Origin of the sequence: Nocardia sp. NPDC050799, from assembly GCF_040654015.1 — a bacterium.
In the GTDB taxonomy this organism is placed as follows: Bacteria; Actinomycetota; Actinomycetes; order Mycobacteriales; family Mycobacteriaceae; genus Nocardia.
The window spans coordinates 20,134-45,690 of the sequence record NZ_JBFAHF010000046.1 but is presented as its reverse complement, the minus strand read 5'-3'; the positions used below and the strand labels follow the sequence as shown (position 1 = coordinate 45,690).

The window sequence follows — 25,557 nt, the reverse complement described above, 5'->3', positions numbered from 1 at the left end:
CCGGCGTTGGCGCGCCGGCCTGATCAAACCTCGGATTCGAAGATCATCCGGGAAGGTACCCCTCCCGGTCATCCACAGGTTTTGATCATTGCTCCGGCGCGCCCCGCCCGTGAATGGGGCTGCTGCACGGTCAGGTGACACCTATCCGTGCAGCAGCCCCAGCTCAATGAAGGCCTCCCCGGTGACACCCGGGACACCAGCACCGCGGCCGCCATGGCCACCGGCTTTCACCAGCTGATCCTCGGCAACGCCCTGGCCCCCGAACATCGGCGGCTGCTCACCGGGTGGATGCGGTCGAGCGTCACCTCGCGCGAACGTATGCGCGCCGGGTTGCCCATCGGCTGGGTGGCCGCGGACAAGACCGGGGCGGGCGGCTTCGGCACCGTGAACGATGCGGGCGTGGTGTGGAGCCCCACCGGCACGTCGGTCGTACTGGTCATCTTCAGTCGCTCGACCATCGGCTACCCCACGGCCGCACCCAGCAACCAGGCCATCGCCGACGCCACCACGGCCGTCCTGGAGTCCGTGACGGACTGAACTGTTCTGGGCCAGTGGGGAGCTGTCCCGCGGTGCGGGGAGAGGAGTGCCGGAGGTATATCCGGCGAGTTCACTCCTGGACGGTCAGCCCGACCGCCGCGGCCAGTGTCGGCGCGAGGTCCAGCAGCTGACCGGGTGTGACGAGCGCGCCGCGCAAGGATTCACGCCGTCGGCGATACCGATACTGTGCGCGCTCCGGAAGTCGACCTTCTTCAGCTGTGCGTTGCGCACCGTCAAGGCCGACACCTCGGAACCCGGAAAACTTATCTCCGACAACTCGGCGCTTCCGAAGTCGACATGCCGCAGTACGCAATCGACGAAGCGGACATTGGTCAACCGGGCATTCCGGAAATTCACCGAGTCCAGTTTGCAATTGTGGAAGACCACCCGGCGCAATTCGGCGCCACTGGCCTCCACACCCGACCAGGCGCCCTCGATCACTTCCGCGTCCAGCCAGGCGGCGTCGGGCATATCGGTACCGGTGAACCGGACACCGTGCAGCCAGACATCGGCGAACCGCGCACCACCGGCCACGCCCCGGTCGATCTGTACCGAGCGGAAGGCACACTGGTCGAACACCGTACTGCGGAGGTCGGGTTCGGTCAGAACCATATCTTCGAACCGGGGACAGTTGTACTCACGCTCGAGTTCCAGGGCGCCGGCTGGTTCGAGCCATTGTGCGAACGGTAGATCGGCCAGGTCCCGTGGCATTGCGCTCCTTCGCCGATCCGATTACGCCGCGATGGTCCCACTGTAGATCGTGGAATCCACGACTCCCGGCCTGGCAGCCGAAGCTGCCGTGGGCCGTGCCGATTACCCGTCTCGCCGTTTTCAGTGGTGCGACGGTGCGGAGACGACCCGGTGCCGAGACGCTGCCGCGGCGGCGGTGAGATGTCCGGGCAGCGTTGCGGGTTCGTAGTCGGCGCGGAAAAGGCCGCGAGATACCAGCAACGGGACCAGTTCGTCGGCGATCACCTCGAGACTGTCGACGAGAATGTCGGGTTGCAGGTTGAACCCGTCGCAGGCGTAACTGCGGTACCACTGGTCGATACGGTCGGCCAGTTGTTCCGGGGTGCCCACGAAACCGCCGTGCCCGGAACCGGAGTAGCGGGTCTGACGCAGGTACTCCCGGACGGTCGGCCGGGTTTGCCGGATCTGCTCGAGAATGGATTCGCGGAAGCCGCTACTGCCGGTGAAGATTTCCGGGTCGGCAGGGCCGCGCAACACCTCGTCCGGAACTGCTCGTCGAGCTCCAGGGTGCCCACGTCGACACCGATGGCGTGGGACAGCCACGCCGCGGAATACGCGCTGGGACTCGATTCGTACAGTGCGTCGACTCGGCGGCGGGCTTCTTCCTCGGTGGAGCCGAGCGTCAGCAGCAGGCCGGGCATGATGGCGACATCGCGGGGGTCGCGCCCGGCGCGCACCGCGCCGTCCTTCACGGTCAGGTAGTGCTCGCGCGCGGTGTCGAGGGTGATCTCGGCGGTGAATACGCCGTCGACGTAGTACCAGCAGGCGGGCACCGGGGTTCGCGGCGGTTGCGATCGAGTCGAGGATACGCAGCGAGGATTCGTCGTCCCAGTCGTGCAGGATGTAGATATCTGCGCGGGGCACCTCGACAAAGAAGTCCCCGCCGGTGGCCGTGATTCAGTACGAATGTGGCCCTTCTATCAACGGCAGATCAAGACGTGCAGACCACGCTCTTATCGATCCCGCGTATACAGCTACGTCATCACGACCACACAATGCCAGCGCATGCGCCAGCCCTGTCGCAGCTATGCCACCGCCGCAGTAGGTCACCACCGTCTTACCCGGATCCAGCAAGCCCGCAGCGGTGAATTCCCGTCGAAGATCCACGATGGGTCGTACTCGTCCGGTCGAGGGTGACCGGAGTCCGGACACCGGTATGTTGATGCTGCCCGGGATATGGCCTCGACGGACGTAGCCGGCAGATTCACCCCGGTACGTCGCCTCGTCGAGAGTGTTGACCAGGACGGTCGATTCATCGTCGAGCGCAGCGAACACCTCGGCAGTCGATCGAATGAGTCCGGGCCTTCTCCGCGGTACGAACACGTTCGGCGTGCACGTAGGCGGTCCAGAAGTCACCGGTGATCGGGCCGCCCTCCATGCCTGTAGTCCACCGTTCAAGGTCGACACCGCGGCGAAACCCTCCAACCGGAGGTGCCGCCAGAAGCGACTCGCCCAGGTTCCGTCCTGCTGGTCGTATACCACGACGTGCACTCCAGCACCGATTCCGAGAGCACCTGCTGCTTTCGCGAACCGGCCGGATGGCGGAATCGCCCATGCGCGATCGGCAGCTGATTCAGCGAACGCTCCCAGGAGATCGGCGAATACGGCGCCGGGGATATGTTCCTCGAGAAACTGCGCATATCCGCTGACCGGTGAGTGGGATCCGTCCGCCGCGACGTCGTTGTGGCACGTCGCATCGACCACTACCAGACCGGTGTCACCGAGATGCTTTTGCAGCCATTCGACAGAAACGATGTGCGGGACAGTGTTCGGTGACATAACGTTCATCTCCGATGGTGGAGGTGTTCACAGTGGGCGTCCGTCATCGAATTCTCTGTTCATGATGCCGGTTCACCGAGCGACGCAGACGCTCAACAGAGCTTCCGCCAATTCGGCCGGCCGAGTGAACATCGATTCATGGCTGCCCGCCACGAGTGTGGGTGCCACCTCGCATCTGTCGGGCATACGCGGCGCCCATCCGAATTTTCCGGGGGGCAACGCAATGTCGTCGCTGGAAAGCACGTACTCGAGCGGAATATCGAGAAGGCGATACTTCTCCCCATCGACAGGTTCGTCGGTGAACGTCCGGAACGGTTGCGGGCGGAGAATGGCGTGAACCACTGCGGCTGCCTCCGGACTCGCGTCAGCCATGAACGATTCGTGGAAACTCTCCGCGGGGGGAGCCACGGTGTTGTCGGGCGACGCTGCCGCCAACGCAGTGAACGATTCGACGTACTCGGGTGGCACCTCGTCGAGAAGCGAACGGCCTTCCTCCGGGACGAACGCACTCCAGAACACGATTCGCTTCAACCGTGACGCCAGCCGTGGTGCGGCGCCCGCAGCGACGAAACCACCCCAGCTGTGCGCGATCAGCGTCACCCCCGTGCGATCGGATGAATCGACGTGATCGACGAGAGAGTTGACACAGTCGGCGAGGGTGACGCCGCGGGGGTCATCGTTGATACCCAATCCCGGGCTTGTCGGTGCGCTGACCCGGTGACCGAAGGCTCGCAGGTAGCTGGCCACTGGTTGCCACGTCCACCCTCCGTGCCAGGCACCGTGAACGAGAACGAGGTCTTCGGATGCAGTAGGTGCGTAGTCCATATCGGGACTCCTTTGTCGCCGTGGTGTTGCGCCGTGATGGTGGAGAGATGCTGCGTGCTGTGGCGGTGACGCCACGTAATAGAACTCATTCGGGCGGACTGCCGGTCAATGCGTGCGTGACGATAGAACGAATTGCCTCGGGCGTGATCGGTCGCGGATTCGAATACGGATTCGCGACAGCTTCGACCACCACCGCCTCGACATCTTCTTCGCGCATGCCGAGCTCGTGGAGCGAGGTCGCCGGCCCGATCTGCCGGCTGACAGAGTGGATCCACGAGGCGGGGTCGTCCACACCTATCGCGCGTGACATCAATTCACGGGAACGCGGGGCACCGACGAAATTGTAGGCCAGCACATGCGGAAGAACTATTGCATGTACCTCCGAATGCGGCAGGCCGAACGCCCCCCCGATTATGTGACAGAGTTTGTGGTGCAGGGACATACTCGTTGCACCGAGGCAGGTGCCAGCAAGCCATGCACCGTACAGGAGCTCGCGTCGGACGTCGGAGTTCATCGGGTCGCCGGCGATTTTCGGCAGACCGGTCGCCAGAGCTCTCACCGCTTCACCGGCGATGATTTCGACGAGCGGGGATCCGTCCGGTGCGTAGAGCGCTTCTGCGGCGTGTGCCATCGCGTTGAGTCCGCTCGATACCGATAGTGGCGCCGGGAGGTTCACGGTCAGGTCGGGATCGTAGATGACCGTGCGCGGCAGCACTCTTACATCACGCCCGGTTGTCTTGTTGCCCGGATCGGTGATCCCCCAGATCGGGGTCATTTCCGATCCTGAGTACGTCGTGGGAACGGCAAGAACGGGAAGTCCTGTCCCGAGCGCGAGCGCCTTACCCAGTCCGACCGCGGAGCCACCACCCACCACGACGGCACCGTCGATCTCATGGGTGGTGACGTACTCGTCCGCGGCGGCGACCACCGAGTTCGGAACGTGCATCGTCGCGTGCGCATACACCGAATGCGCCCGATTTCCGGCCAGGACCGCGATCTCCTGGCCGTGCGGTCTCTGCCGTGGGGTGCAGATCACGACTACCCTCGACAGGTTCAACCGATCGAGCTCTTCCGGCAGCTCACGTATTCGACCACTGCCGAACAGCACCCGCGACGGGTGAGCTGTATGAACGAAGGATCCGGGTACACTCACGCGCCGACCTCTGCAGATTCCGCAATCGCGTCCAACACAATGTCGAACTCGATCAAGTCGAACGGGTTCGGTACGCCGTACCGCTCCGCGAGTTCGGGGTCATCTACCTGTAACACGGGACGAACGAGACTCTTCTTGACACCGAACACCGTGTCGTCGTCGAGGTACGGGCTACTTTCTATGAACAGGTGCGTTGTGACCGGCGAGTACCCCTCGGCCCCACCGATGAAATGAATATGTGCCGGACGATAGGGATGACGCCCGCTGGCACTCAATAGTCTGCCCACCGGTCCATCTGCCGGGATGGGGTAGAACTTGGGAATGACGGTTCGGAACCAGAACTGTCCTTCGCCGTCCGCGGTGAAGAGTCCGCGAAGGTTGCGGTCGGGAATCAGGTCTGGTTGTTGCACGTCGTAGTATCCCGCCTCGTCCGCCTGCCACACGTCGACCACGGCGCCGGGCACTGCCGATGAGTCCACGGACCGCACGGTGCCACGGACAACGCATGTGGCATCACCTGTGAGAGCGATATTCGCGCCCAGTTCCGATTCGGGTGAATCGACCATATGGAACGGGCCCAGAACGGTGGACTCGGTCGCGCCGACCGGTTTTCGGTTGTTGATCGCATCGACCAGCATCGATACGCCCAGTACGTCGGAGAGAAGAATGAATTCTTGACGGACGTTGTCGCACATGTGTCCGACCTCGGTCAGAAACTCGATGCTCTGTTCCCATTCACGTTGTGTCGGTTCGATATCCCGGACAAAGTCGTGCAGATGGACGGTCAAGCTGGTCAGGATCTGCCGCAGCCGTTCGTCTCGGGTGCCGGAGAAACTTTGCACGACAGCCTCCGTGGCGGTCGTTTCGGAGAAGTCGGTCGCCATCGGCTGCCTTTCGTGTGAGTAATCGCCGCGTCGGCGGCACATCGTTCGGGGTCGCTGGGCTTCAAGACCTGTCGGCCCCCCTCGTCGCGGCCTGGGCCGATCCCCCGTCCGGGGGTCAGAGTGGAATACCGGCCGTGTCAGAGCCGTTCAGCCATTCACGGCCCTCCGCATACAGAGTCTCGGTCGCATCACCGGTCAGCCCCGGCAATCCGAGTTTCACATCGAAACCGAGCGATGTTTGCAGGTACGCGAGGTGGCGGTAGCCGACGGGGAACGATGCCAGCCGATCTGGATCCAGGGCCACCGTCGCTGCGGGGTCGACGAGATCGAGCCGGTCGGTCTCGTACACCGGTTGGCGGCGGACAATTTTCCAGTCGCCGTCGCGTTGTTCGAAGAAGTCATAGAACCTGCCGGTGCACACCACATCTGCCTCGACTCCGTGCACGTGTGCGCGTTGGTTGATGGTCATCTTCGTCTGCGCGATCGCGCGCTTACCTCGAATGTCGACCGACGTTCCACCCAGAAAGTGCAGAATGCGGACCCCGTTCTCGAATCCTTTGCGGCTTACCGCGATGAAGTTCTGCGCCGACCCCTGGAACCAGGTCGCGGTCATGTATCCATCGCTGGCCCAGACTGTGGCGAACCTGTCCCAGTCACCTGAATCACGCCATACGGCCCAATTCTCGACGACATCTCTGATCGCCGAGGCGCTTTCTCGATCCGACATCAGTTACCTTTCGTGAAGCATTCGAAATTCGGTTCGTTATTCCCGGTGACTCGCTCGACCGGACAGATGTTGCCCGCCGAGCAAATCACCGCGGGGAGGGCTGAACGGGTTCCACGGCGACGAGTGCGCCGGTCTCTGCGGACCTGTGCGCGGACTCGATGACGTTCAAGGTTGCCGCGGCATCGTCGACTGTTACGATCGGCGCGGCCGTCCCCCGTGCCACATCGATAAAATGGCGTAGTTGCCCGGTGTAGGAGTCTCCGCTCGCGATGGCACGAAATCGCCTGGACAGCGGCAGATTCCAGTTGGATTCGCCATCGTGATAATAGTGACCCAATTGCGGGAAGGTCAACGAACCCTCGGTGCCCGCGATGGAATAGCTGGACGCGTCGGGGCTGAACGGGAATTGCGGATCGTCCTGTGTCGACTGATCCCAACCCCAGGGTGCGACAACGGTATCCGAAACGATGAACGTGCCGACCGCACCATTGTCGAAGCCCACGATCACGGCGGCGGTATCTTCGACCTCGTATCCCCGGGCAGCGTTACTCGCGATTGCCTGAACTGTTGTTACCTCACCGATCAAGTAACGCACGAGGTCCAGGTCATGGACCAGGTTGATCAACATCACTCCGGCACCGCTCGTACGGCGCCAGGGCTGTTCGAAGTACTGATCTGACTTTTTGGTCAGCCACATGCCGTTCACCGCGACGATTCGACCGAGCTCTCCTCCCCGGATCATTTCCCGCGCGGCGGCAACGGCCGGATGATGCCGACGATGATGACCGACAAGGACCACTCCACCCGCTTCGTCGACAGCAGTCGACAATACCGACGCCTCGTTCGCCGAGATTGCGACAGGCTTCTCGAGCAGGGCCGGAATTCCGGCGTCGATAGCCGCGAGCGCAGTCGGTACGTGTTCGCCGTTGGGGTTGGCAATGATGACCGCGTCGATGTCCGGTGCGGCGAGCAGGTCATGATAGTCGGAATAGTTGGGGACCCCGACCGTGTCGGCAAGCGTCGTGGAGAACGGGTCCGCGACGCCGACCAATGTCGCATTCCGTTCGCGGTCGATGAATTCGGCGTGCTTGGTGCCCATGACACCGGCACCAATGATGCCTATACGCAACGGACTCGGCTTCAACGATGTACTCATTTCGATAGTAGTCTGTTCTCTTCGTCGATACCGGCGGGAAGTATCAGTATTTCCCCGTGGGCGAAGTACCGGTAGTCTCGCGCGCCACTGAGTGGCTTATCGAAGGTGTGGCGCCGGGACGAACCCGTGATCCGAAGTAGACCAACCTGCGGACTCCAGCATGGTCAGGGTAGAAAACATGATTTCCTCGGCCACGACCGGAAGCGGAAGCAACTCCAGTGCGTCGGATATCGGTTCTATCGACAGTGGAGGAAGGAGATCGATGTGCGAGCCGATGGTGCGAAGGAATCCTTCGATGTCCAGCGAACCACGCCCCGGGTAGGTGCGCAGGTGACGTGCCTCGTGAGCCGGTGATACCCCCTGCCGAGGCGAAACATCCGATAGCTGGACGCCGGCCACCCGGCTGAGATTTGCGGCGGAGAGCTCGCCGGGCACACTTCCTGAACGAAAGAAGTGAACGACATCGAGAACAACACGCGCGTTCGCTGCCCCAGATTTCTCGACGATACGTAGCGCCTCGGTCAGGTCTCGAATGCGGCTGTAGGGCATGAACTCGATAGCTATCGGAACGTGAGACAGCCGGTCGCAGACCGTGGCGAAATCATCTTCGATCCGTTGTAGTTCACCGCCGAAGGCGGCAACATGAACACGGTCGGGTCGGAGCGAGTGGGCAAGTTCTTCGACAAGAGAGTTCGCGTGTCGTACCGGTCCGTCCTCCCCCAACCTGATGAGTTCCAACTCGGCAATATGCAAACCGGCATCGACGACCTGCCCGTGCAGCTCGTCGAGTCCGATGCCCCTTTCGAGTGCCGCAACGCACTGACCAACGGTCAAGCCGATGCCGGTGAATCCACTGGCTGCAGCCGACGCAAGGATCTGCGGAAAAGGTCGGTCGCGAAAACATATCGCTCCCATCGACAGATGGGCTTGCGGGCGAGGTCGGGCGTCACTCATAGTGGACAAACTAGGCGCAGGAGCCTTCTGAACTCCAGGTCGAATTGCCACTGAGTGGCAGTTGACGAGTTTGCGGTAACTACGGGCATCCGCACCGGAGTTACCGCACGCCGATCACGGCGCACCGGCCCGCAGCGAGAGACAAGCACAGGGCCGTGTGGCCAGAAGTCGAATTGCCACTGAGCGGCGGATACTGCTGGTGGGTGAACCCGCCTGATAGGACCATTCGTGACAGACCGAACCGACCTCGAAAACCGCATACGCGGGACGAATGAGGTCCGGCACCACCTGTCGGCGATCCAGGACGTTTCGACGACATTCGATATATGAAAGAGAGAACTGTGACGCGCAAGAATTCGAGTCCGACGATCGAGAGCGAAGCCGGTATGAGACACGACAGTCTCTACCTGGACGACTTGAAACTTCATTACGTTCGGGCCGGCCGCGGCGTCCCCGTTGTTCTGCTGCACGGCTGGCCTCAAACGTGGTTCGCCTGGCGCAAGGTCATCCCGCTCCTCGCCGATCGATACGATCTCATAGTCCCAGATCTCAGGGGCTTCGGTGACACATCACGGCCCTCCAGCGGATACGACAAGAAGACCGTTGCTCACGATGTGCGCCGATTGATCCGCCACTTGGAACTGGGACCCGTTCACATCGTCGGGCACGATATCGGGGGAGCGGTGGCATACCCCTATGCCGCTCAGTGGCCGGCAGAAGTACGGACTCTGACGTTCATCGAGAGCAGCCTTCCATCGTTCGGCCAGGAAGAGTTGATGGATGTCGCGCACGGTGGGAGCTGGCACTTCGGGTTCAACATGTCGGGCGATATCGCCGAAGAACTCGTCCGCGGGCGTGAACGTCTGTTCATCGACTACTGGATGCGCCGGAGCACCGTCGGAGTCGTAGATCCCTCGTCGGTGGAGAGCGATGCGTTGGACCAGTACGAACGATCAATGGCTCAGCCGGGCGGCCTGAGAAGCACTCTCGCGCACTATCGGGCACTGCCGCAGGACCGGTCCGACAATCGCGAACTGGGACAGACGCTACTGCCTATGCCGGTATTGGCAATAGAAGGCGAACGCGGCCAGTCCGGCCACTCGATCTCGACGATGTCGAAGGTGGCGACCGATGTCAGCTCAGCCGTGATCGAGCGGGCCGGCCACTATCCACCTGAAGAGAATCCCACTCAGCTGGCTTCGGTCCTGCACACGTTCTTCATGGGTGCGAAAACCTAGGGACCGGTGGCCATCTCGGCGCCCGAGTCCAGGTCGTGGTGTCGGGCGCCGAGGCGGTTACGTCGTGCAGGGCGAGGGTTTCATCGTTCGAGGAAGTTCGCAAGTGCGTCCAAGACTACGTCGGGACGTTCTTCCACGACCCAATGTCCGCATTCCGGGATCGATACTCCGGTCACATCGGTGGCGAATTCGGATACCATTTCAGCGATCTTGGGCCCCCATCGGTCCGCCCCGCCCAGTGCAAGCACGGGGATGGTGAGGGGCTCCTGCTTGAACTTACGATTGTCCTCGGCGTCCTGCTCCAACGCCCGGTACCACCCCAGGGTGCTCCGGATGGCGCCTGGTTGCGCAAGCGCGCGAGCATACAGTTCGACATCGTCGTCGGTGAATGCGCCATGATTGCTTGTGCGACCGCGAAAGAACGATTCGACGTACCCGTATTCGCGGCCTGTGATCAAGAACTCCGGCAGATCGGGGTTGCGATGGAACGAGAAGTGCCAGACTGTCGGGTCTGCGTAGATCGTGTCCCACAGATCTGCGCCGGGGATCGGTACGTCGAAGATCCCGAGCCGCGTAACGGCTTCTCTGTGCGTTGCAGCCCAGGCATAGGCGACCATCCCTCCGAAGTCGTGGCCGATGACCTGAACGGTCTCGAATCCCAGTGCCTCCCGCAGAGCATCCAATTCCGCGGCCATGGTGACCTTGTCGTAACCGGTCATTGGTTTGGACGAATTGCCGGCGCCCTTCAGATCCACGGCGACGACGGTGTGATGCTCGGCGAGCTGATCGATCACGGGTGTCCACTCGTACCACGTTTGGGGCCAGCCGTGGATGAGAAATACGGCTGGTCCGGAGCCGGCCACGACGGCGTGCAACGAGACATCGGCAGCGACACGGTGGAACACGTGACGAAGTTCAGCGGAGAGGTTTCTGGACATGGACAAGCTCCGTTTCATTTCTCTGAAGGTTTACGCTCTGTGCGATCTCGACGCGAGATTCCGGCGATGGATCGCGCATATCAATGTCTGTCGCACCAATGGTATTCCGGTAATACAACCCTTTCAGTGACATACAGATTGCACTGACGGAGATCGGTATCAGCAGGAGTAGGAATACCTGCTGAAATGTTACACCCATGCTTGCCAATGTCGTTCCGACTGCCGCTCCGGCCACGGCACCGACGCGTGATATACCGGCCGCCCAGCTTGTTCCTGTCGACCTGACATCGGTCGGATAGAACGTCGCCGACACCGCCGTGTAGCCGGTCGAAATCGAATTGGTGCACATGCCGAGCACGAAGATCAACACTGCCAGTAGCGTGGTCGACGACGGCGACACCGCGATCGACATGGCCATCGCCGCACCCAGCACGCTCGCCCATACCAGTGTGACGTGTGCTCCGAAGCGGTCCTGTATGAATCCGATCGCCGCGCATCCGATGGTTCCGCCGACCTGCAGCAGCGTGGTCAACAGTGCGATCGTACCGATCGCGAATCCAGCTTCCTTGAACAGAAACGGCAACCACGTGTTGGTCAGGTACACAGTGAACATCACGGCTACGAAACCGATCCACATGGTCGTGGTTCCCAGTCGCAGTCGAGATGCGAAGAGTGCGCCGATCGGATAGGAGCGTGTATGCGCGGCGGACTCGCGGGCGAAAGCAGTCGCCGTGGTGGCACTTCCGGGTTCGATGCGGTTGCAGTATTCGACGAGGCTGTCGCGGTCGCGTCCCGAGTTTGCGAGGAATCGCGCGGACTCGGGCAGGGCGCGAGCAATAGCAATGAAAATGCCGGCCGCTATTGCACCGCACAGCAGGATTGCTGCTTCCCAGCCGAAGGCCTCGACGATGAAAGGCACCACGATCGCACCCACCGCTGCACCGGTGGTGAACCCGGACCAGACCAAGGCCACCACTGTTCGGCGGCGGGCTGTGGGAACGTACTCCGACACCAGCGCTGCCACATTCGGCATCGAGGCTCCCAAACCGATACCTGTGAGCACACGAAGGAGACTGAAGACCGCGACATTGTCGGCCGATGCCGTTGCGAGCGTCACCACCGTAAAAGCGCCGATCGCCCAGACGATCACCGCTCTTCGGCCGAATCGATCACCGAGGGGGCCGGCGACGAAGGACCCGATTGCCAATCCCGCAAGGCCCCCGGTCACTGCGGGCGCTAGCTGCGCAGTGGTGATTCCGTAGTCGTCCTTGAGCGCACCCGACATGAACCCGACGACCGTGATTTCGAGCCCGTCGACGACGATGCACAGATAGCACAGGATGAGTGTTCGTCTTTGAAACCAGCTGATCGGATTGCGATCGATCACATCGCGAATCGTCACTCCCGCTGCATTTGCCACAACGGTTTCCTTTCCTGGAGCGAGGAGAGCGCAAGGATCGTGTGCTGCTGCACACTCCCGCGTCGTCGGCGAGATTTCTCGCCGTCGCTCCACAATGCGGTACGGATCACATCCGAGAAACAATCCGGTGCCACTGAGTGGCTCGGGTTGCTCGGTCCGCGGGTGCCCGGCCGAAATACTGTATGGATAGAAGCGCAATCGCACACGATCTTCGAAAGAGACATTGACCCATGCAGCCCTCCCGGACACCCCGTTCCGTCTCGCTCCATCACCTCACGATGTTGCATGCCGACCCGTTCGAGCTGGTTTCCGCGGCAGCGGCCGGAGGTTTCGATCGATGCGGGATAAGGATCGTCTCACCGGATCCCGGCCGACCGGTGTTCGACCTGATAGAAGACCGGGCCATGCGCTCTCGGTTCGTCGAACACATGAAGAACAACGGTGTCGAGATACTCGACTTCGAGGCGGTGTGGCTCCGAAGCGATACCGATGTGAACACTCTGATTCCAGCTCTCGAAGCGGCTGCCGACATGGGTTCGAAATACGTGCTGACCGTGGGGAATGATTTCGAGATCCCCAGACTGACTGATACTTTCGGGCGCCTGGCCGACGCTGCTGATCGTTTCGGGTTGATTCTCCCGCTGGAGTTCATCACGTACTCGGCAGTCTCGAACCTGGCCGCTGCGGTCGATCTCGCCGCACAGGTCGGGCGTAGCAATGTCGGCATTGTGATCGATTCCTTGCAGTTCTTTCGGGCGGGCGCCGAGTGGGATGTCCTCGCGCAGATACCGCGATCTCGCCTGCCCTATATTCAGATAAGCGATGGACCCATTGTCGGGCCGACCGATATCGATACGCTGCGCTACGAAGCTCGAACATCCCGAATGGCTCCCGGTGCAGGTGAACTCGATCTGCGCAAGCTCCTGCAAGAATTGCCGTCGAATATCCCGATCTCCATCGAGATACCCAATCCAGAGCTGGCTCGGTTGCCGTTCGACGAAGCCGCGATGCAGTTGCGAGAAGCGACGGACCGGTTACTCGACTCACTCTGATCGGTCGGGTATGGCATTCCGGGAGTCGGGGGTCGAGCACGCCGACGAGGCGGAGGCAAAATCAGGTTGACGACAGACGCGAGATGCCCAGGGCAGCGGTTCGAACGGCCGGTCCGAATCGGCTCAGATTTTTGCTGGAGTGCGCGACGACGCCCAATGCACCGACCAAGACTCCACCACTGCCGATGATCGGCGACGCAACGGAAACGACGCCCAGCGTCATCTCTTCTTGTGCGAGCGCCACACCGTTCCGGCGCACATCTCGAAGAGCAGAACCCAACCGCCCCGGTTCGGTGATCGTGTACCGTGTATGTCGGCTCAACCCTCGGTCGATCGCTTCCAGCAACAGATCCCGCGGTGAATTCGCGAGAAGACATTTACCCACCGCAGTTGCGTGAAGGGGAAGCCGTCCGCCCACTTCTGTGCGATTGGCAACAGCTGTGGTGCAGGAGATCTTCTCGATACACAATGCTTCGCAGCCATCCAGTACGACTAATTGAACGTTCTCATGGGTGGCTGCCCACAGATCTTGCATGAGAGGCAACGCAGCTTCTCTCAGCCCACGCTGCTGAGGGGCGAGGGCGCCGATCTTCCACAGTCGCATTCCGATTCGGTATCGATTGTCGACAAGTCGATCGAGCCCACCCCACTCGGTCAACTCTGCCAGCAGACGCCGCGTCGTAGTGATGGGAAGTTCGGCCCTACCCGCTATCTCGGAGAGTGTCAGTTCGGGCTTCGCCGTGTCGAAGCACGCGAGAACCGACAGCAACCTACTCGCCACACTGGATCCGGGTGTTCCCACATTTCCTGCCATAGTTGCCTCTTCTAGATCTGGATTCCTGCTTCCGGCGGATCGCCTCTCTACGACCCGTTCGCACCTGCCGGCAGGCAGAACGATTCAAACTGGTCGTTACCTGACTTCCTGCATCCCGAATAGGTCTCTATTTCACGGTGCCGGCAACCGTAATGCAGATGGACCGATCAGTTCCGACGAGCACGGAAATCGAAACATTCGGATCAGCCCGAGGATCGATCGACGGGAAGGTTCACGCCACTGCGCTGTCGGCAAGGTTCTCGACCAGTGATCGCATCTTGACGAGACTGCGTTCGATTGCCTCGTCGAGAGTCCCGTTGTCAGGGTGGTGATAGTCGATCTCGAGTGCGAGGATGCCTTCGAAGTGGTTCTCGGACAATGCTTGTAGCGCATCCTCGAAGTCGATGAGCCCGTCACCGGTCGCGACGGACGGCCAGAAGCCGAACGTGGTGGGGTCACCCTTGTACGCGGTGACGTCCTTGAAGTGGCATGCTTTTGCGTAGGGTGCCATCGAGCGAATTGCCGCTTTGGGATCCTCGAGCATGCGCAGCTGATTGCCGGTGTCGAGACATAAACCAAGACTCGAACTACCCACTGCTTCGACGATCTCCACAGCCTGCGCCGCGGTGAAGTCGATGTGATTTTCCATGGCGAGTGTGATGCCCCGGTCGGTCGCATATGCACACGCCTTCACGAGCAGCGGCAGGAGCGCGTCTTTGTGTTCACTCCAGGAAGCCGGGCGGGTTCGACGGCCGCCGGCGCAGATCCGCATCACGGTCGCACCGACCTCGGACGCGAAGTCGACGTGGTAGTAGAGATCTTCGAGTGCCTGCGGATTTGCCCCGGAACCAAGACCATCCGGGTGGCCCCAGGCCCAGAGAACATCGAGTTCGCGATCGCGAATTCTCCGCCCAATTGTATTGCTCGTGTCCTGGGGGCCGAGCATGAACGACTCGATCGAGACAGCATCTGCTCCGAAGTCCGCAACACGGTCGATCATGTCCGGTACGTTCATCGGGTCAGCGGGTTCGGTTTCGAGGCCGGGGTAGACCTCGCCGAAGTATCTGTGAAAGCAGTAGGAGTCTATTCCCACGATCATGAGCTCTCCGATCTCAGGTTGCAGCCCGCTGACGAACGGGCAGTAGGTATTGGGCGTAGTCGAGCCGCGCAGAAGCGAGCTCGCCGGCCTCCCTCTGCAACGAGGGAATGAGCAGCTTCTGTTTCGCGGGGTCGATGTCACTCTTCGGACCTGCAATGCTCAGGACTCCGGTTGCCATACCGAGTGTTGGATTGACTATCGGCACTGCGATGGCCGACACCCCCGGTTCGTAGGACTCCGACACCACGGCATATCCGCGTTCGCGGGTATCGCGAATGCATGAGACGACTTCGTCCACGGTGCGTGGCGCGTTGGGCCCGAATCCCTCCCACACCAGCCCTTGCCGGAAGATGGTCTCCAAGGCGGTTTCGTCATCCATCGTACTGAGCCATGCATGTCCGGACGCGGAACACGACAATTGGACCCTGTAGTCCATGGGCGGGTCGTACTTGATGTTCCCTCGCGATCCTTGAGCTTTGAGTACCCACGTCAGGCTTCCGTCACCCGGAATCGCGAGTCGGGCCAAGACGCCCGACTCTGCCGCCAGCCGATCGATCGACGGCTTCGCAAGATCGACCAGGTCGACACGGCTGAGATAGCTGAGTGTCAGCGTCACCATCTTCATGCTGAGCGCATAGGTCCCGTCGTGTGCGCTCTGTCTCAGATAGCTTTTCTCCACCAGTTCGGTGAGCAGTCGATGTGTTGCGCTCGAGGGAATCTCGAGTTTCTTGGCGATGTCGCCGAGCTGCATGCCTTCCGGCGAGGACGACAGTAGCTCCAGAACAGCGAGCCCCCGCGTGAGTGCACCCATACCTGACTCATCTCCTGACTATGCGGCGTGCCTGCTCGGCATCATGTTAACCGATCAATGGACTTTTTGAAACGGTGATCCAAAATGGAATGCTGTTCCATATGCATCCTCGATGCGGAGGTGGGCGACCGCCGATAACAGCTCGCTGCGTATCGTCCAAGCCCGCATTCCGTGCACTCACCGCTGCCCGAGCGGATCCTTGGCCGATTGCGGGAATGATGAACGATCCGCGATCGCTCAGTGAGTGACGATCAAGCGGTGGGGCGGCCCGGAGATATCGCTGAGCTTGCCGACGGTCCACTGGTGCTGGGGGTGTGACGGGGCCCCGATGGCGGGTCACCTGAGCATGCGAGTTGCGGTTGGTTGAACTCGGTCGGTGTCCATTGCTGCCGGAACGCCTCGGGAGTAAGGAACCCCAGTGATCCGTTACGAGTTCGATGTGATCACCGACGAGGAGATCCATCGGGATGGACTCGACGCCCTGAATCCCTACCGGGTCGTGCTCACGAGTAGCCATCCCGAATATCCCACGACTCCGATGATGGCCGCATACGAGAGTTACCTCGCCGACGGCGAGTGGCACCACGCGACCACCGGCGAACTGGGTGGGTTGTGGCGTCTGCGCGGCAAGGAACCGCAGGTGAACGGCGGGGGCAACAACGTTTCGAAGCTGACCCGAAACATGCTGGCCGGCGAAAAGATCGAATTTCTGCGAACGATCGAAATGTCGCTGGGGCATCACGGCGACCGTGCTCCAACTCGAGGCAGTGTACCGGTGAGCTTGATGCACGGTCGGCACAATCAGTCTGCGCAGAGCCTCGAACGCCGAGCACCTGGAGCCGCTGCCTCGGCGAGGCACGGCCGGCCGGGTTGTGATCCCCGTTGATCGCGAAGGCGCCTCATTTCGATCAGGCCTCGCGGCTCAGGGCGCGCGGCGGCGTCGCCGAGTCGGCGAGATCGATGCGCCGCGTCCCGCAGTCGGTGCACCGTACGTAGAGGATGAGGCCGTCGAGAGTCCGGTGCGAGGATTCGACGATCCATCCGTGCTCGTGAGTCGGCGGACTGAGGCGGGGGAGGTCGGCTTTGTCGAGATCGGTCATGCCACCACAATGATGTAATGTCCTTATGCATCTCAACCCTTACGGCGAATACGCTGTGCTCATGGCGGCTTCCCTCGCGAACGACTGGCCCGCCGACCGCGCCGGCCTCGAGGCTCGTATCCGCGGGGCGGGCATGACCGGCCCGTTCGAGGAAGCGCCGGACGACCACGAGCGCACGCGGGCGGTGATCGACTCGTGGCTCGAGATCGTCGACGCGGCAGATTCGAGCCGCCGCGCCGAACTGCTCAACGCTCAGATGGCCGATGCCGCCGCCCACCCGCGCCTGACGGACCACGACGGAGAAGGGTGGCATCTGCACTACCGGGACCCGGGTGAGGGGCTTCCGTATGTGATCCGCGCGGTCGTGACGGTCGGCACCGCGCTGCACCTCGTCACCCGAGGGATGCATCGGATCGCCCGCTGCGCGGCGACCGGGTGCGACCGCGTGGTCGTGGACGTCACACGCAACGGACGGCAGCGCTACTGTTCGGTGCGTTGTGCCAACCGCTCCGCGGTGCAGCGCCACCGTGCCCGCGCCCGCTCGGTCTGAGCCGACGCGCTCGGCGCGGTTCAGACCGCAGTGCTCGCCGGCGCCGGCTTGAACGGTCGCGTTCGGTGCATCAGCTCAGATGCGCACGGTAGGTGGAAGGTGTATCACTTGGTTCAGCCCGCCGTCTACCGTGATGCTCGCGCCGTTGACGTAACTGGCTTCGGTGCTTGCACGAAAGGCCGACAGCAGCGGATTCCTCGGGTGCTCCGATGCGACGCGTGGGAATGTGCGCCGAATGCGTCTCAACGGCGCCCGGAGCATCGCCATGAACCCGGTCATGCCGGTCGGATAGATCACGCCCGGGTGCACCGTGTTCGAGCGTATGCCCTCCGCGCCGTGTTCGATAGCGATGCTGGCGCTCGGGCTTTCTGCGGCACTCTTGGCTGCCCCGTAGGCGGGCTGGCCGTAGTTGCTGCGCAGCGCGTTGGACGAGCCGATGGTCACAATATTGCCCCGTGTCCGCTTCAGATGCGGGATGGCGGCCTTGGCGGCGTAGGGGACTGCGCTCGCGTTGATGGCGATGATGTACTGCCAGGTCTGCGTGTCCAGCCCTGCGGCCAGACCGACGTCGCTCACACCCGCGCAGTTCACAAGGACGTCCAGGCGGCCGAACGACTGGGCTGTCCCGTCCACCAACTCGATGACAGCGGCCTCGTCGCGGACGTCGACCGCCCGCTGGACAATCGTGCTGCCCTCGCGTGCCTGTTCGACGGTTCGGCTCAACTTCCTCCGCGTCGCGGCCGGCGACAACCATTGCGCCGATGATCACGCGCCGAGGCCGAACTCGACTGTGCGGACGCTGCGGCCCTCGTCGCGGCCTGAAGCCGACGCTAGAACCAGTCGGTGCCGGAGATCGGCATCGTGTCGTCCACGTCCACGTCCACGTCCACGTCCACGTCCACGTTCAGGTTCAGGTTCGCGTCGGCGTCGAGCTCGGCCTGCCAGATGCCGTAGGCTTTCGCGGTGCCCCTCCCGGTGCCGGCGTTGCGTGCACCGTCCGGGCGGCGGGCGGCTCGGATCGCGTTCCTGTTGCGCAGTAGCGCCTTGGAGGGCATGTGGGCCAGGGGGGAGTTTTCGCCGTCGTCGAGCTCGGCTTCGACGATCGCGACCCCCATCTTGTGCTGGGTGGCGTAGTCGGTCGCGTTCTTGCCGACGGGTCCGCCGCCGATGACGTTCAGGTCATAGTCGTATGTCGTGTTCTCGTCGGACATCAGGCCGCCGGCTTCCGTAGCACGGTGCTCAGCCGGATCGCTGAGACGAGGAAGAAGAACCCGCCGAGTGTCGCGTAGCCGGCGACGCCCGCGGTATCGCTCGCGCCCGCCAGTCCCTGGGAGAGGAATCCGCCACCGGCCAGTACCGAGATGCCGCCGCTGAGCATCTGTGCGACCTGGCCGCCGGACTTCCGGTTGCGGACCGCGGTGATCAGCTGCGGGATGCCCGACCCGATCGCCCACACGCCCCACACAACGAGTACGGCGGCGATGGAAACCGTCGATGCCCCACCGAGTGCGATGGCGACCGCGATGCTCACGCCCACGTTGACCCATTCGGTGACCTTGGGGCGGGTCGTGTCGGGGTCGGCGCGCAGCTGCCAGAGCACTGCTCCGGCGTCGAACAGCGGATAGATGACGAGCAGGGCGGTCAGCAGCGGTCCGGTTGTGGTGGAGGTGGCGACCATGAGCCCCGCCCAGATGAGGGCGAAGACGGCGCGGATGACGTAGAGGCGTCGCAGGGCGTCGCTGTACGGGAGGGTCGAGGTGTCGGATGCGGTGGTCTCCAAAACGGACATGAGGAGCTCTCTTCTTCAGATAAGGACCGATTGTAGTGTTACTAGTACGTCTACATCGTGAATGTAGACGACTTCGTACACCGGCGCAAGTGAGCGTCGACGACCTCGACACCGCAGAAACCGAAGCCATCCAGCTCGGGGCGACCAAAGTCGAGCACCAGCCCGGTCCCGAATACTCACGTGTGCTCCACAACCCCGCAGACCACCCCTGCTGCCTGCGGGCGTGACAGTGCCTGGTCGCGGACACAGCGGCCAGACCCGGGTCGAGGACCGGTCCGGCTCAGCGGCCGGTATGCGATCTTCGAGCGTTCGTGGCGGCCGGCGGGGAGGGCAGTCGATTCCGGACTCCACTGGCGCATCGTGGCGGTTGCGACCGCCACGATCGCGGCCCCTGGAACATCCTCGTCGGCGGACGATTCGATCGGTTCCCGGACAACCGGAGCCCGTTGGCGTTACCGGCCTGCTCGGTCGGTTGTCGGGTCTGCAAATCCGTCTGTTTCACTCGCGCAGGATGCCTCGCGCGCGCCGGCAAGGGCGACGCTGTCGATGTTGTTTTCCACCCAATTGCGCAACATCCGCAGCGGCGCAGCGGCGCTGTGTCCCAACTCGGTGAGGGCGTACTCGACGTGCAGCGGTACGACCGGATAAATGGTGCGTTCGACCAGGCCGAACTCTTCGAGTCGCCGCAGGTTCTGGGTCAGCACCTTCGGGCTGATTCCCTGCAAGTGCCGCTGCAGCTGTCCGAACCGCTGTGGGCCGTCCTCGAGTGCGCCGATGGCCAGGGCAGACCACTTGTTCGCCAGCAGATCGAGCAATGTCCGGCACGGGCACTGCTCGGCGTACACGTCATGGTCGGAATGGAGGCCCGTCAGGCATGAAGTCGTCATTTCGCAAGCCCCTCACCTTCATACTTTCCAATAGGAAGTTCTCTCCCTTGCGGGTAACTATATCTCTGGGGATACCTTGCGTCTGTCAAAGGGGAGATCGCGCTCCGGTCCTTCCCCCTCATTCAGATCGGGAGAGAAACGAATGTCCGATACATCGATGCGCGCCATTGTCCAGCACGCCCTCGGCGGTCCCGACGTACTTTTGGTGGCGGAAATACCGCGCCCTGAACCGTTGCCTACCGAGGTCCGGGTGAAAGTGTATGCCGCCGGCATCAATCCGGTGGACTGGAAAACCCGGGTCGGCGAGGGAATGGCGGGGGAGCTCGGCGCGCCACCGTTCATCCTGGGCTGGGACGTCTCCGGAGTGGTGGAAAAGGTCGGCTTCGGCGTGACGACTCTGAAAGAAGGTGACGAGGTCTACGGAATGCCCTGGTTCCCGCGGGCGGCGGGCGCCTACGCCGAATACGTCACCGCTCCGGCGCGGCAGTTCGCTCGCAAGCCGACGAGTATCACTCATGAACAGGCCGCGGGAGTGCCGCTCGCCGCCCTCACCGCGTGGCAGGCATTGGTGGATACCGCGCAGATCAGGGCGGGGCAGCGCGTGCTGATCCACGCGGCCGCCGGCGGCGTCGGGCATCTGGCGATCCAATTCGCCAAGCACCTCGGTGCCTACGTGATCGGCACTGCTCGCGCCGCCGGCCACGGCTGGCTCACCGAAATAGGCGCCGACGAGCTGATCGACTACACCGCAGTCCGGTTCGAGGACGCGGTAGCGGACGTCGACATCGTGATCGACCTGGTGGGCGACCATTACGACGACACCAGCACGCGATCGCTGGATGTGCTGCGCCCCGGTGGGCTGCTCGTCGCCGTTCCCGCCGGCGTCTCGCCCGAGCTGGCTGCCGCGGCGGAGGCGAAAGGAATGCGGGTGTCGCCGTTTCTGGTCGAACCCGATGGACCGGCACTCACCAGTATCGGTGAACTGATCGACTCGGGCAGTGTGGCAGTGGAAGTCGAAGAGGTTTTCCCCCTCGAACAGGCCGCGGCTGCGCATGCTCGCGGCGAGTCCAACCGCACCCGCGGCAAGCTCGTCCTGCGTGTCGTTTCCTGAACTGCGCCACGACAACTACCAGGAGATATCCGATGTTCTACGAGATTCGCCGGTATCAGGTCCAGCCGGGGCGTCGCGACGAATTGGTCCGATATATGGAGAGCGTCATCATCCCGTTCCAGGTCGAACAGGGAATGTCGGTCACGGCGTCGTTCGTGGACGAGGAGGATCCGGACGGCTATGTGTGGATCCGCCGGTTCGAGAACGAACAGGAGCGCGCCACCCTCTACGCGAACGTCTACCAGAGCGACCGCTGGCGCGACGAGATCGGTCCCACGGTGAACAGCTTGCTGGTTCTCGACGAAATCAAGGTGACCAGGGTGGCACCCACCCCGGTGTCCGGACTGCAGCGAACCCATACAACAGGGCGAAAGAGGAAGATCGGTATGTCCGATAACATCCTGCCGAAGACACATAATGTGCCTTCGATCAACCGCGCCGCCGCGGTCGCGCTGGTCGAGGCCGTGCGTGCGGCGGCCGCTGAGGCCGGTATCGAGGTCGCTACGGCGATCACCGACGCCGATGGCCACTTGGTGGCGTTCGAACGCGCCGACACTGTACCGTTTATCGCCGCGGAGGTCGCAGTCGACAAGGCGTGGACCGCGGCGTCCTTCCGGCTCGCGACCCACAGCTGGAATGCTCTGGTTTCCGACCCGCGGGTGGCTCCGCTGGCCCACCATCCACGGCTGCTGGCCGTGGGTGGCGGATTCCCGCTTTTCGACAACGGTGTGTGCGTCGGAGGTCTCGGTATTTCCGGCGGCAGCGCCGAGGAGGACGAGAACGCCGCCCAGTAGCCCTGCGGGCGCAGGGATTCCCGATTCCGGATTGAGGATGGGCGTGGGATCGCCGGTACTCACGACGTGATCAATGCGGCGCCCGACATTCACAACAGGAAGGAGTGTCCAGTGCTTACCGGCGAATCCCGTCTCGGCATCGACACCAGCAAGCCCCATCCCGCACGGTTGCGTACCCGCAGTGAGGTCGCGCCTTTCTTCGAGGGGCTGGAACTCGTTGCTCCGGGGCTGGTGACCGCCACCGAGTGGTACCAGGAGGATCCGGCACCAGCAATCGAACGCAGCGGATTTCACGTCGGCGTCGCCCGGATCCTATGACTGCTTACGACCCTATCGGGATCCGTCGATCGACGGCCGCGCGAAGTGCCTGGGGACGCCCAGTAGGGAAGTTGCGTCTCTGCGCGACCTATCATGACCGCATGGTGAGGGAATCCGACTCCGCTCCGACTGCTGCGGGCTCGAGTAGTCGGGAGGCCATCCTGAACGCAGTCCGAGCTCTCATCGGCGAAAAGGGCTACGACGGCATGGCCATCTCGGACCCTGTCCGCGCGGTCCGGGCTCCCACCGACCTCGATCTACTACCACTTCGGGAAGAAACTCGGTGTGCTTGCGGCGCTACTCGAGCGGACTTTCGAGGAGTTGCACGCGCTGTACCCGAATCCGACCTCGTTCGACGAGCTCGCCCCGCTCGACCGGCTCGAGGCGTGGTTTTCCGCGGCGTGTGCCTCTAATTGGAGGTCTTCACGCCCGACGGGCGGGTAATCCGCCTTCCGGCCTGATTCTACGATCGGCTGCAGGCGATCGTTTGGCGTCTTACGTACGGCGGGTTATGGGGGCAGATGTCCACTCGGGCGATGCGCCGCCGGTCGTCGAGTCGGCCAGATCGCCCGGCACCACCTTCCCGCCGGCGGCCGTGATCTGCTCGGCAGCACGGTCGGAACGTGCCAACGCCCGCACCGAGTGTCCCTCGCGGGTGAGGTGGCGCACCAGGCGCCGACCGACGAACCCGCTGCCGCCCGTCACGAAGACCTTCATATCCAACTCCCGTCGTATCGATAGCTGGAATGCCGCTCGAGCACCGCATTCCGAGTTGCTCGCCGAGATTCGGCGACTCGGTCGGTTCAGGGGTGGGCTGCCGGGTCAAGACGGATCCGGCAGTGGAATTGCGTGGAAGACGTGGTCCGGATCGACGCGGCGTTTCACTGCGAGTAGCCGTTCGGTGTTCGGACCGTAGGCGTGTGCGACCTGTGCGGTGTCGTCCGGCCCGAGGAGGTTGGGGTATCCGCCGGGCAGGGCCTCGGGTTCGAGGATCGAGGTGAGGTTGCCGGCCCAGGCGCGGTGCTCCGCCGCGCGGGTGTCGTCTGGTTCCCAGAGGGCGATGATCTCGATCATGAAGTGCGGGTCGCGGTTACCGAATGCCGTCTCCGCCGCTGGCACTCGTGCGCCCGCGCCGAGCAGGGTGTGCACGCTCACGGCGGAAAGGGGTGAGGTCAGGGGGGAGCCTGCGAGGGTCAGCATGTCACGCACTCCAGAGGTCAGTGACGATACGGAACGAGTGCGAATCTCGGTGTGCCGGCCGAAGGGGAACTGCGCATCCATGGCCGCGAGCATCTCGGGCAGGGTGGTGGAGGCGACTTGGGAGACAAGAGGTGTGCCGAGGGTGTCGAGCCGCGCCAGCTTGTGTTCTCCCGCTGCAACGTCCTCGCCGCTCCACGTGGGCGAAAGGAACACCACCGGCTTGCCGTCGGGGCCGGACAGGATGCCGAATTGGACGGTCAGTTCGTCCGGGCTCTCGGCCAGGGCATCCGGCAACCCGGCCAGCACTGTTCCGGCCTGCTCCCACGGGAATACGATCATGCCCGACAGCAACGCCGGCACGGCGTGCAGACGCACACGCATCGAGGTTACGAGACCGAAGTTCCCGCCGCCGCCGCGCAATGCCCAGAACAGGTCCGGTTCCTGTTCGGCATCGGCGGTGACGACGGAGCCGTCGGCGAGTACCACCTCCGCTGACAGGAGATTGTCCAGCGCGAGTCCGAATCGGCCGCTGAGCGGGCCGTAGCCGCCACCGAGTGTGAGGCCGGCCATGCCCACCGAGCCGACGGTGCCGGTCGCCGGAACGAGGCCGAACGGCTGGGTGGCGGCCGCGAGATCGGCGGCCGTGGCCCCTGCCGAGACCTCGGCAACCTTCGCCACGGGGTCCACGGTTACACCGCGCATCCCGGAGAGGTCGATGGTCAAGCCGCCATCGCTCAACGCTCGGCCGGCCCAGTCGTGGCCACCACCCCGCACCGACAGCGTTACTCCGGATTCCTGTGCGGCCAGTACGGCAGCCCGTGCCGTGGATGCGTCCGCGCACCGGACGATGACGCCGGGGCGAGCGGATACCGCGCCGTTCCATATATGGCGGCCGGCCTCGTAATCCGGCCCCGTGGTGACCACCGAGCCCGGGTGGACGGTGTTCCGCAGGGTATCGGTGAGACGGTTCAGTTGTTGATGTGTTGTCGCAGGCATCGCTTCTCTTTCGTTTCCGGACTCGGCAAGACGTCTGAGCAGCCGGTCGTCGTTCCGAGGCGACCCAGGCTGTGTAGGGTAACTGGTACGTCTACCAGAGAACGTAAACTATGTGCGCCGCTGGCGCAAACAGCACAGTCCGGACCGGAGGAGCAGATGGACGCCGATACCAACGAAGTTGTGCCACGAACCCCGCGGGGTCGGCAACGCGGGAGCGCATCCTCGACGCGGCGAACGGGATGTTCTACGTTCGCGGCATCAGCGCTCCTGCGGACGGTCCGGCAGATGGTGCGACTGTGCGTGCTCTTCCACGGCCGTCCACTCCGAAGTCGGGTCGCCGGGCCATGGCAGCACGGTGGTCTCACGCGCTCCGATCATCGACACCCTCCTTTCGACTGTCGCCCACCCGGCGAAGAGCACGTCGTGCAGGCCGTCGGGGTCAAGGGCATTGTGGCGAAAGCTCTGGTGCGCCGGCTGGGGTTCGCGTCCTTCCGGCGCGGGACGACCCCGTCAGGCAGTTCGGCGCTGATCCTGACCTCGTAGGTAGCGGTGTCGTCACCGCTACCAGGGTGCTCGACCGCCCTGTCGACGCCCCACGGACAGTCTGTGCGCTCGAGCCAGTCCTGGCCGCGGCGTTCGCGCAGGCGGACGAGGCCGCCGCACTCACTCGGCGAG

30 protein-coding genes and 3 pseudogenes are annotated in these 25,557 nt (G+C 63.1%); 9 read left to right on the top strand and 24 right to left on the bottom strand.

The genetic code is table 11. The features are described 5' to 3' along the window. Window positions 1–147: 147 nt before the first annotated feature. Window positions 148–537 (top strand): serine hydrolase, encoded by a 390-nt coding sequence (locus AB0H42_RS31870; RefSeq protein ID WP_357062755.1) that lies wholly within the window; start codon window positions 148–150, stop codon window positions 535–537. A gap of 84 nt (window positions 538–621) precedes the next feature. On the opposite strand, the gene AB0H42_RS31865 is transcribed toward AB0H42_RS31870, so the two are convergent. The 11 genes and pseudogenes from AB0H42_RS31865 to AB0H42_RS31815 form a co-directional block, all read right to left on the bottom strand. After that, complete coding sequence (locus AB0H42_RS31865; RefSeq protein WP_357062753.1) at window positions 622–1,248, bottom strand: pentapeptide repeat-containing protein; 627 nt, start codon at window positions 1,246–1,248, stop codon at window positions 622–624. A gap of 120 nt (window positions 1,249–1,368) precedes the next feature. Then, window positions 1,369–1,761 carry a hypothetical protein gene (locus tag AB0H42_RS31860; RefSeq protein ID WP_357062757.1) on the bottom strand — a complete coding sequence of 131 codons (393 nt, stop codon included), beginning with the start codon at window positions 1,759–1,761 and terminating at the stop codon, window positions 1,369–1,371. A 140-nt stretch (window positions 1,762–1,901) separates the two neighbouring features. Beyond that, a pseudogene (locus AB0H42_RS31855) lies at window positions 1,902–2,060 on the bottom strand (hypothetical protein); the annotation flags it as partial. 37 nt (window positions 2,061–2,097) lie between these two features. Next, window positions 2,098–2,151 (bottom strand): annotated as a pseudogene (locus AB0H42_RS31850) (hypothetical protein); the annotation flags it as partial. A 33-nt stretch (window positions 2,152–2,184) separates the two neighbouring features. Next, window positions 2,185–3,066 (bottom strand): rhodanese-like domain-containing protein, encoded by an 882-nt coding sequence (locus AB0H42_RS31845; RefSeq protein ID WP_357062751.1) that lies wholly within the window; start codon window positions 3,064–3,066, stop codon window positions 2,185–2,187. Between the two features lie 72 nt (window positions 3,067–3,138). Further along, a complete protein-coding gene (locus tag AB0H42_RS31840) occupies window positions 3,139–3,891 on the bottom strand; it encodes an alpha/beta hydrolase (protein ID WP_063129834.1) in 753 nt (250 codons plus the stop codon). An 85-nt stretch (window positions 3,892–3,976) separates the two neighbouring features. Then, window positions 3,977–4,999, bottom strand: coding sequence for a maleylacetate reductase (locus tag AB0H42_RS31835; RefSeq protein ID WP_232330643.1), 1,023 nt, complete (start codon window positions 4,997–4,999; stop codon window positions 3,977–3,979). Window positions 5,000–5,040: 41 nt separating this feature from the next. Beyond that, window positions 5,041–5,928 (bottom strand): dioxygenase, encoded by an 888-nt coding sequence (locus AB0H42_RS31830; protein ID WP_357062749.1) that lies wholly within the window; start codon window positions 5,926–5,928, stop codon window positions 5,041–5,043. A 115-nt stretch (window positions 5,929–6,043) separates the two neighbouring features. After that, the gene (locus tag AB0H42_RS31825) at window positions 6,044–6,655 is read right to left on the bottom strand and encodes a nuclear transport factor 2 family protein (RefSeq protein ID WP_063129831.1); all 612 of its coding nucleotides are present in this window, start codon (window positions 6,653–6,655) and stop codon (window positions 6,044–6,046) included. 85 nt (window positions 6,656–6,740) lie between these two features. After that, on the bottom strand, window positions 6,741–7,811 hold the full coding sequence (locus AB0H42_RS31820) for a Gfo/Idh/MocA family oxidoreductase (protein WP_357062748.1): 1,071 nt from the start codon (window positions 7,809–7,811) through the stop codon (window positions 6,741–6,743). A gap of 96 nt (window positions 7,812–7,907) precedes the next feature. Beyond that, complete coding sequence (locus tag AB0H42_RS31815) at window positions 7,908–8,765, bottom strand: TIM barrel protein (RefSeq protein WP_232330640.1); 858 nt, start codon at window positions 8,763–8,765, stop codon at window positions 7,908–7,910. 341 nt (window positions 8,766–9,106) lie between these two features. Between AB0H42_RS31815 and AB0H42_RS31810 the strand changes: the two genes are divergently transcribed. Beyond that, the gene (locus AB0H42_RS31810; protein WP_232330639.1) at window positions 9,107–10,003 is read left to right on the top strand and encodes an alpha/beta hydrolase; all 897 of its coding nucleotides are present in this window, start codon (window positions 9,107–9,109) and stop codon (window positions 10,001–10,003) included. A gap of 80 nt (window positions 10,004–10,083) precedes the next feature. Here AB0H42_RS31810 and AB0H42_RS31805 read toward each other — a convergent pair whose 3' ends face one another. Both AB0H42_RS31805 and AB0H42_RS31800 read right to left on the bottom strand, forming a co-directional pair. Continuing rightward, on the bottom strand, window positions 10,084–10,941 hold the full coding sequence (locus tag AB0H42_RS31805) for an alpha/beta hydrolase (protein WP_357062746.1): 858 nt from the start codon (window positions 10,939–10,941) through the stop codon (window positions 10,084–10,086). Then, window positions 10,919–12,361, bottom strand: coding sequence for an aromatic acid/H+ symport family MFS transporter (locus tag AB0H42_RS31800; protein ID WP_063129827.1), 1,443 nt, complete (start codon window positions 12,359–12,361; stop codon window positions 10,919–10,921). Before AB0H42_RS31800 ends, AB0H42_RS31805 begins: the two co-directional genes overlap by 23 nt. A 278-nt stretch (window positions 12,362–12,639) precedes the next feature. On the opposite strand from AB0H42_RS31800, the gene AB0H42_RS31795 reads away from it, so the two are divergent. Next, window positions 12,640–13,413: a sugar phosphate isomerase/epimerase gene (locus AB0H42_RS31795; protein WP_357062744.1), complete on the top strand. Its 774-nt coding sequence runs from the start codon at window positions 12,640–12,642 to the stop codon at window positions 13,411–13,413. 61 nt (window positions 13,414–13,474) lie between these two features. Here the strand turns inward: AB0H42_RS31795 and AB0H42_RS31790 are convergent, their stop codons facing one another. The 4 genes and pseudogenes from AB0H42_RS31790 to AB0H42_RS31775 all read right to left on the bottom strand — a co-directional run bounded on the left by AB0H42_RS31790 (window position 13,475) and on the right by AB0H42_RS31775 (window position 16,137). Further along, the gene (locus tag AB0H42_RS31790) at window positions 13,475–14,017 is read right to left on the bottom strand and encodes an IclR family transcriptional regulator (protein ID WP_232330642.1); all 543 of its coding nucleotides are present in this window, start codon (window positions 14,015–14,017) and stop codon (window positions 13,475–13,477) included. A 45-nt stretch (window positions 14,018–14,062) separates the two neighbouring features. Then, window positions 14,063–14,227, bottom strand: a pseudogene (locus AB0H42_RS31785) (helix-turn-helix domain-containing protein); the annotation flags it as partial. Window positions 14,228–14,459: 232 nt separating this feature from the next. Then, on the bottom strand, window positions 14,460–15,326 hold the full coding sequence (locus tag AB0H42_RS31780) for a sugar phosphate isomerase/epimerase family protein (protein WP_063129825.1): 867 nt from the start codon (window positions 15,324–15,326) through the stop codon (window positions 14,460–14,462). 13 nt (window positions 15,327–15,339) lie between these two features. Next, window positions 15,340–16,137 (bottom strand): IclR family transcriptional regulator, encoded by a 798-nt coding sequence (locus tag AB0H42_RS31775; RefSeq protein WP_063129824.1) that lies wholly within the window; start codon window positions 16,135–16,137, stop codon window positions 15,340–15,342. Window positions 16,138–16,555: 418 nt separating this feature from the next. On the opposite strand from AB0H42_RS31775, the gene AB0H42_RS31770 reads away from it, so the two are divergent. Next, complete coding sequence (locus AB0H42_RS31770) at window positions 16,556–17,023, top strand: N,N-dimethylformamidase beta subunit family domain-containing protein (protein WP_357062743.1); 468 nt, start codon at window positions 16,556–16,558, stop codon at window positions 17,021–17,023. Window positions 17,024–17,045: 22 nt separating this feature from the next. Here the strand turns inward: AB0H42_RS31770 and AB0H42_RS31765 are convergent, their stop codons facing one another. Further along, window positions 17,046–17,237 (bottom strand): hypothetical protein, encoded by a 192-nt coding sequence (locus AB0H42_RS31765; protein ID WP_063129822.1) that lies wholly within the window; start codon window positions 17,235–17,237, stop codon window positions 17,046–17,048. Window positions 17,238–17,262: 25 nt separating this feature from the next. Here AB0H42_RS31765 and AB0H42_RS31760 point away from each other — a divergent pair, with 25 nt between their 5' ends. After that, entirely contained in the window at window positions 17,263–17,787 is a 525-nt protein-coding gene (locus AB0H42_RS31760; protein ID WP_063129821.1) for a CGNR zinc finger domain-containing protein, read from the top strand. Between the two features lie 75 nt (window positions 17,788–17,862). Here AB0H42_RS31760 and AB0H42_RS31755 read toward each other — a convergent pair whose 3' ends face one another. The 3 genes from AB0H42_RS31755 to AB0H42_RS31745 all read right to left on the bottom strand — a co-directional run bounded on the left by AB0H42_RS31755 (window position 17,863) and on the right by AB0H42_RS31745 (window position 19,576). After that, window positions 17,863–18,510, bottom strand: a complete 648-nt coding sequence (locus tag AB0H42_RS31755; RefSeq protein WP_357062741.1) for an SDR family oxidoreductase — start codon at window positions 18,508–18,510, stop codon at window positions 17,863–17,865. A 107-nt stretch (window positions 18,511–18,617) separates the two neighbouring features. After that, complete coding sequence (locus AB0H42_RS31750) at window positions 18,618–18,998, bottom strand: hypothetical protein (protein WP_357062739.1); 381 nt, start codon at window positions 18,996–18,998, stop codon at window positions 18,618–18,620. Next, a complete protein-coding gene (locus AB0H42_RS31745; protein ID WP_063129818.1) occupies window positions 18,998–19,576 on the bottom strand; it encodes a hypothetical protein in 579 nt (192 codons plus the stop codon). The genes AB0H42_RS31750 and AB0H42_RS31745 overlap by 1 nt, the downstream gene beginning before the upstream one ends. An 89-nt stretch (window positions 19,577–19,665) precedes the next feature. Here AB0H42_RS31745 and AB0H42_RS31740 point away from each other — a divergent pair, with 89 nt between their 5' ends. Continuing rightward, the gene (locus AB0H42_RS31740; RefSeq protein ID WP_357062737.1) at window positions 19,666–19,803 is read left to right on the top strand and encodes a VOC family protein; all 138 of its coding nucleotides are present in this window, start codon (window positions 19,666–19,668) and stop codon (window positions 19,801–19,803) included. A 225-nt stretch (window positions 19,804–20,028) separates the two neighbouring features. On the opposite strand, the gene AB0H42_RS31735 is transcribed toward AB0H42_RS31740, so the two are convergent. Further along, window positions 20,029–20,391, bottom strand: coding sequence for a helix-turn-helix domain-containing protein (locus AB0H42_RS31735; RefSeq protein WP_357062735.1), 363 nt, complete (start codon window positions 20,389–20,391; stop codon window positions 20,029–20,031). A gap of 214 nt (window positions 20,392–20,605) precedes the next feature. Between AB0H42_RS31735 and AB0H42_RS31730 the strand changes: the two genes are divergently transcribed. The 3 genes from AB0H42_RS31730 to AB0H42_RS31720 all read left to right on the top strand — a co-directional run bounded on the left by AB0H42_RS31730 (window position 20,606) and on the right by AB0H42_RS31720 (window position 22,686). Next, complete coding sequence (locus AB0H42_RS31730; protein WP_063129799.1) at window positions 20,606–21,574, top strand: NADP-dependent oxidoreductase; 969 nt, start codon at window positions 20,606–20,608, stop codon at window positions 21,572–21,574. Window positions 21,575–21,606: 32 nt separating this feature from the next. After that, complete coding sequence (locus AB0H42_RS31725; protein WP_357062734.1) at window positions 21,607–22,368, top strand: heme-binding protein; 762 nt, start codon at window positions 21,607–21,609, stop codon at window positions 22,366–22,368. Window positions 22,369–22,479: 111 nt separating this feature from the next. Continuing rightward, the gene (locus AB0H42_RS31720) at window positions 22,480–22,686 is read left to right on the top strand and encodes an SAM-dependent methyltransferase (protein ID WP_063129796.1); all 207 of its coding nucleotides are present in this window, start codon (window positions 22,480–22,482) and stop codon (window positions 22,684–22,686) included. A 495-nt stretch (window positions 22,687–23,181) separates the two neighbouring features. Here the strand turns inward: AB0H42_RS31720 and AB0H42_RS31715 are convergent, their stop codons facing one another. Together AB0H42_RS31715 and AB0H42_RS31710 are read right to left on the bottom strand one after the other, a co-directional pair. Then, window positions 23,182–23,403, bottom strand: coding sequence for an NAD-dependent epimerase/dehydratase family protein (locus AB0H42_RS31715; protein WP_357062732.1), 222 nt, complete (start codon window positions 23,401–23,403; stop codon window positions 23,182–23,184). A 105-nt stretch (window positions 23,404–23,508) separates the two neighbouring features. Then, on the bottom strand, window positions 23,509–24,882 hold the full coding sequence (locus AB0H42_RS31710; RefSeq protein WP_357062731.1) for an FAD-binding oxidoreductase: 1,374 nt from the start codon (window positions 24,880–24,882) through the stop codon (window positions 23,509–23,511). Window positions 24,883–25,557 lie beyond the last annotated feature (675 nt).